Source organism: Gordonia sp. (in: high G+C Gram-positive bacteria) (assembly GCF_020438995.1).
Classification (GTDB): Bacteria; Actinomycetota; Actinomycetes; order Mycobacteriales; family Mycobacteriaceae; genus Gordonia.
On the sequence record NZ_JAGQTN010000308.1, the window covers coordinates 1 to 4,919 of the forward strand.

Here is a 4,919-nt window from a genome sequence, read left to right on the forward strand (position 1 = left end):
ACCTGCAGGCCGTTCATCATCACGTCGGCACCGGTGGGGAGGTTGAGCACGCTGGCGAACTTCAGCGTCACCTCGTAGTCGTTGCTGACGCCGGCCTTCACCGACGGCAGCCGGTTGGGGCTCAGCGCACATCCGCTCGTCGCCATGAGCGCGGCGATGACAATACCGAGGGCCACCATGATCCGGGCGATTCGCCGCGAATTGTCGTTCATCGGATTCCTGCCTTCTGCAAGACGAGGGTCACGAGGTTGGTCGCATCCACCTTGCCCGTTTTCGTATCGCACGCATTGCCCGCGGCCGCGCACTGACGCTTGTCGAGCTTGAACGCCGGCGTCGAATACGGGATCGACAGGCCACCGGTGGTGGATGTCTGTTGCTTGAGCGCGTCGGCGATCGCCGGCGACAGATTCGACAGGTCCCGCGCCCAGTAGGGGGCCCGGTTCTTGGCGATGTCGCGCAGTTCCGGCGGGGCCAGACCCAGGATGAGCGGTTTGAGCTCGCTGCCGTAATTGGTCCAGATGTCGTACATCACCGCGATCGCCCAGCCGATACCGCGGCAGAACCGGGCCACGTAGTAGAACAGGTCGGTGCCGAGGCCGGCGACGGTCGGCGCCTGCCCGGTGATCGACAGGATCGTGTCCCAGTTCTTCAGCGCGCTGGTGGTCAGCGGAGCCATGTCCCGGATGGCCGAACCGATATCGGCGGTGAAGCCGTCGGGATCGCGAGCCGCCTTGGCCGCGTTCTCGAACATCGAATGGGACTTGGCACCTGTACCGGAGAATGCGGTGTCGGCACCGTCGAGGGCCTTCTGCAGATCGAGTCCGCCGTTGTCGGACAGGTCCCGCAGGAAGTCCGACGCCGATCCGGCGACCTCGTTGATGTTCTTGGGAGTGAAGGACTTGTTGATGCATTGGCCTGGTTGCAATGTCGGACCGCCGGCGTAGTTGCCGACCAGTTCGAGGCTGCGGTCGGCGAGCAGTGACTTCGAGCGGGTGACCGCGGTGACGTCCGCCGGGTAGGCGCGTCCGGAGTCCAGCGAGAAGGTCACCTTCACCTGCGAACCGATATTCTCGACCGCGGTGACCTTGCCGACCCGAAATCCCATCTGGGTCACCGGGTTTCCCTTGTACAGGCCGATCACGTCGTTGAGCTTGGCGCAGAAACCGTCGCCGCCCTGCGCACCGTCGACCGTGGAGCTGCCCGAGCTGATCCCCCGGCCGACCACGGCACCGATGATCGCCGTGATGACCACGATGGCCAGTACCGCGATCAGCATCGGCTTCTTGCGACCCGCGCTCGCGTTGCCGGTGTCGGTCCTACTGTCTGGTGTCATGTCAGCACTTCCTCCCGCGCACGGGGATGCACAGGCCGCCCAGGGACAGTTGCCCGTTCTTCAACTGGCGCAGGTTCTCCGGTGTGAGTCCGGCCATGAGCTTGTCCTTGAGAGCCAGCAATCCGGTGATGGTCGGCTCGAATTCGCTGACGATCTTGCGCATATCGGCAATTATCGAATGGATCTGCGGAGCCAGTTGGTCGCTGTTGACCAGATACAACCGGATCGAGGGCCCAACCCGGTAAAGCACACTGGAGAACAGGTAGTAGGCGTAATTGAATCCGGCGGAATTGATGTGATACGTCGTGACGACGGTATCGATCTTCCTGACCAGATCGAATACGAAGTCCCGATTGGTGTTGAAGGTGTTCAGGTAGTCCGCGGCCAGCCGGGTGATCTGGTGGACCTGGGTGCGCTGCTTGGCGAACACCTCCGACACCGAATCCAGCCCGTCGACGATGGAGCGCAGCGAGGTGGTGTTGCTCCCGAACGCATCGGCGACCTGCTTGATGTTGGAATGCCAACGGGTGGTGTCGACTTCGTCGGTGGTGTCCGGAACCGCCTGGATGACGTCACCGATCGAATAGGGGACGGTCACCCGGTCGACCGGAATGGTCGCCGACGATTCGTGTGTTCCGGACGGGATCAGGGTGATCGCGTAGCCGCCGACCGGAGTGAGCATCCGGACGTCGACGGTCGAGCGGTCGCCGACGAAGGTGGACTTGTCGATCTTGGCCTTGACCAGCACGTGATCGGGCTTGATCGACACGTCGGTGACCTTGCCGACGACGATGCCGGCGACCCGCACGTCAACACCGGTACTCAGCGAGGCGGCGTCGGTGACCGCGAACGACAATTCCTTCTTGCCGGGCGGACGCAGGTAGACCACGAAGAGCGCCACCAGCAGCATGACGACGGTCCCGATGACGGCCAGACCGACCAGCTTTTCGTTCGGCCCTTCCTTACGGCCCTTTCCACGCTTGGGTGTCAGGCCGCGTTTGAGTTTCAGGGATTGCACAGGACCACCTCGCTGCCCTTGATGAAGAATGTCGCTTCCAGGGGGATGTACACGTTCCCCTTGGAGCACGGGGGGATTCCGGGTGCGTAGTCACCCGCGGATTTGATTCCGGCCAGCGCGTTCGGCATCAGTTCGAAGACGCCCAGCGCTGTGGTGGCGTCCTTGAACACCGATTTGATCCGGAGCGCCATGTCGGTGTCCTCCCTGATCTCGACCGCGGCGAGAATCCGCTCGAGTGGTTCGAACAGGCCCGGTCCGGCACTGGCGGTGACGGCGAATTCATTGAGCACCGTCATCGCACTGCTGATCGGCAGATCGACGGCGTGCATGAATTCCATGACCTTCTCGTTGCGGCCGCCCATGGACTCATTGACCCGCGCGAGATTGGCGGTGAGTGTGGAGATCAGCTGCTGACGGTTCTTGGCGAATTTTGTCAGCTTCTGTGTGCTGTCGAGCATCGGTCCCAGTCCGCTGCCGTCACCTTGCAGGAGCGCGATGGCGTTCTCGCTGAACTGGTTGATGTCCTTGGCGTTCATGGTGACCAGCACCGGCTGCAGACCGTTGAACAGGCGCGTGATGTCGAACGAGGGCACCGTCCGATCGGTCGGGACGTGGCTGACCCGCCGGCCGTCCTGCTCACCCGGCCGGACATCCACGTACCGGACACCGGTCAGGTTCTGGTACTTGATGGCCAGCGTCGTGGTGTCGGTGATGGTGTGGTCGCTGTCGAGCGTGAACTCCACATGCGCCAGCGGCTTGGACTTGTCGGCCCCTTGCGTGAGTTCCACGCTGGTGACCTTGCCGACCCGCTTACCCCGGAAGCGCACGTCGCCGTTCGGGTGCAGACCCGACGCGTCGGTGAAATCGGCACTGTAGCTATGGGTTTTCACGTCGACCGGGTTACGCATCGCATTGATCACCAGGATGAACAGCAACACGGTGAGCACGCCGACGACGGCGACCTTGGAACCGGTCTTGAGGTTTTGTACTCGTGGTGAGGACATGTCAGTTACCCCTTCCCGATAGTCCGGTGGTCTTCTGCTGGGCCTTCTTCTGGGCGGGGGCCGTCTTCTTCTTGTTGCCGGCGGCGTAGTTCCTGCCGGGCAGCAGTCCCACGCTCGCCAGTGTCTGGGACAGCGAGGGCATCGAATCGAGTACCAGCCTCAACTGCAGCGCCTGCTCTCCGGGAGGGCCGGCGAACGTGCTCTGCAACTTGTTCACCGCGATGGTGAGTTTGGACATCGTCTTCGGTCCGCCGAGAAGTCGCGGGCCCTCGTCGACGAATACCTTGATCGAGTTGACGAACGGGGTGAGTTCGGTGCTGTGCGAGCCGAGCAATTTGCCGGCCGCACCGAACAGTCCGTCGGCGGCCACGGTCAGCGAATCGTTCATCAGTTTGTGGTAGGCCTCGTCGACACCGCGGGAGCCGTCCGGCATGCGGTTGAAGACACTGTTGGTGAGTGCGTCCAGACCGCGCAGGGTCTCCTTGTTGGCCTCCGGGAACACATCTGTGATGTCGTTCATCTTGGCCAGCAGGGTGCTCGGCAGCTGCTTCTGTGTGCGAGCGACGTTGTCGCTGATGACGATCATGGTCTCGATCAGCGGGGCGAGCCCGGTCGCGTACTGGGTGACCTTGTCGAGGGTGGCGATCATCTCGCGGGACAGGGTTCCGTCCACCACGGTCGAACCGTGTTCGATCATCGTCGACATCGTGAAGTCGGGTACGTCCGCCCGCGACAGCGTCTGTCCCGCCCGCAGCGGCGATCCACCGGGTTTGGCGATCAGGTTGACCGCGGTGATGCCGAAGTAGTTGGCCGGACGGTAGTCGATGTCGACGGCGTCGGTCAGACTCTTGATCGCCTCGTCGGACAGCACGATCTTGAGTTTCACCGTGTCCGGAGCGGTGGCGTCGACGCTCTTGACGACGCCGACCTCGGCCCCACGCAGGAGCACCTTGCTCTTGGTCTTCACGCCGGGACCCAGCGCCGGCACGACGAGCTGCAATTCATTGCCCGACGGAGCAGTGATCCGCGGATACAGCACGGCGGTGGCCACGATCGAGATCACAACGATCGCCGCGGCGATCAGACCGGCGACGGTCAGCGCCCGGTTCTGTGTGGTACCGGAACCGCGGATGAAGTCTTGATTGGTGAGCTTTGCCACGTCATCCCCTGAATGGAAGGGGCGGGTTGAGGCCCCAGATAAGCACGGTCATAAGGAAATTGAGCAGAACGATGGCGACGAGGCTGGCCCTGATAGCCCTGCCGGAGGCCGCTCCCACGCCCGCCGGTCCACCGCTGGCGAAATAGCCGTAGTAGCAGTGGATCAGGGTGACGATGGAGCAGAAGATCAACGTCTTGGCTATCGAGGCGAGCAGGTCCTGCCATGTGACGAATTGCGCGAAGTAGTGATCGTAGGTACCGGCGGGCTGATCGTGGAACGTTTTCACGATGATGCCGCCGGTGATGAAGCTGATCACCAGGGCCAGAACGTAACTCGGCAGCACCACGAGCATGCCGCCGACGAGCCGCGTACCGACGACGAACGGGATGGCGCGCAGGCCCATCA

At 62.8% G+C, this 4,919-nt stretch carries 5 protein-coding genes and 1 pseudogene; all 6 read right to left on the reverse strand.

Annotation, left to right across the window (positions count from 1 at the left end; genetic code table 11):
* Positions 1–212: pseudogene (locus tag KDB67_RS21405) on the reverse strand (MCE family protein); the annotation flags it as partial.
* Positions 209–1,333, reverse strand: coding sequence for an MlaD family protein (locus KDB67_RS21410; protein ID WP_291020416.1), 1,125 nt, complete (start codon positions 1,331–1,333; stop codon positions 209–211). The pseudogene KDB67_RS21405 and the gene KDB67_RS21410, both read right to left, overlap by 4 nt.
* A 1-nt stretch (position 1,334) precedes the next feature.
* On the reverse strand, positions 1,335–2,351 hold the full coding sequence (locus KDB67_RS21415) for an MlaD family protein (protein WP_291020418.1): 1,017 nt from the start codon (positions 2,349–2,351) through the stop codon (positions 1,335–1,337).
* The gene (locus KDB67_RS21420; RefSeq protein WP_291020420.1) at positions 2,339–3,355 is read right to left on the reverse strand and encodes an MlaD family protein; all 1,017 of its coding nucleotides are present in this window, start codon (positions 3,353–3,355) and stop codon (positions 2,339–2,341) included. Before KDB67_RS21420 ends, KDB67_RS21415 begins: the two co-directional genes overlap by 13 nt.
* A 1-nt stretch (position 3,356) precedes the next feature.
* Complete coding sequence (locus tag KDB67_RS21425; protein WP_291020422.1) at positions 3,357–4,514, reverse strand: mammalian cell entry protein; 1,158 nt, start codon at positions 4,512–4,514, stop codon at positions 3,357–3,359.
* 1 nt (position 4,515) lies between these two features.
* A partial coding sequence (locus KDB67_RS21430; RefSeq protein WP_291020424.1) for an ABC transporter permease occupies positions 4,516–4,919 on the reverse strand: 404 nt, incomplete at its 5' end.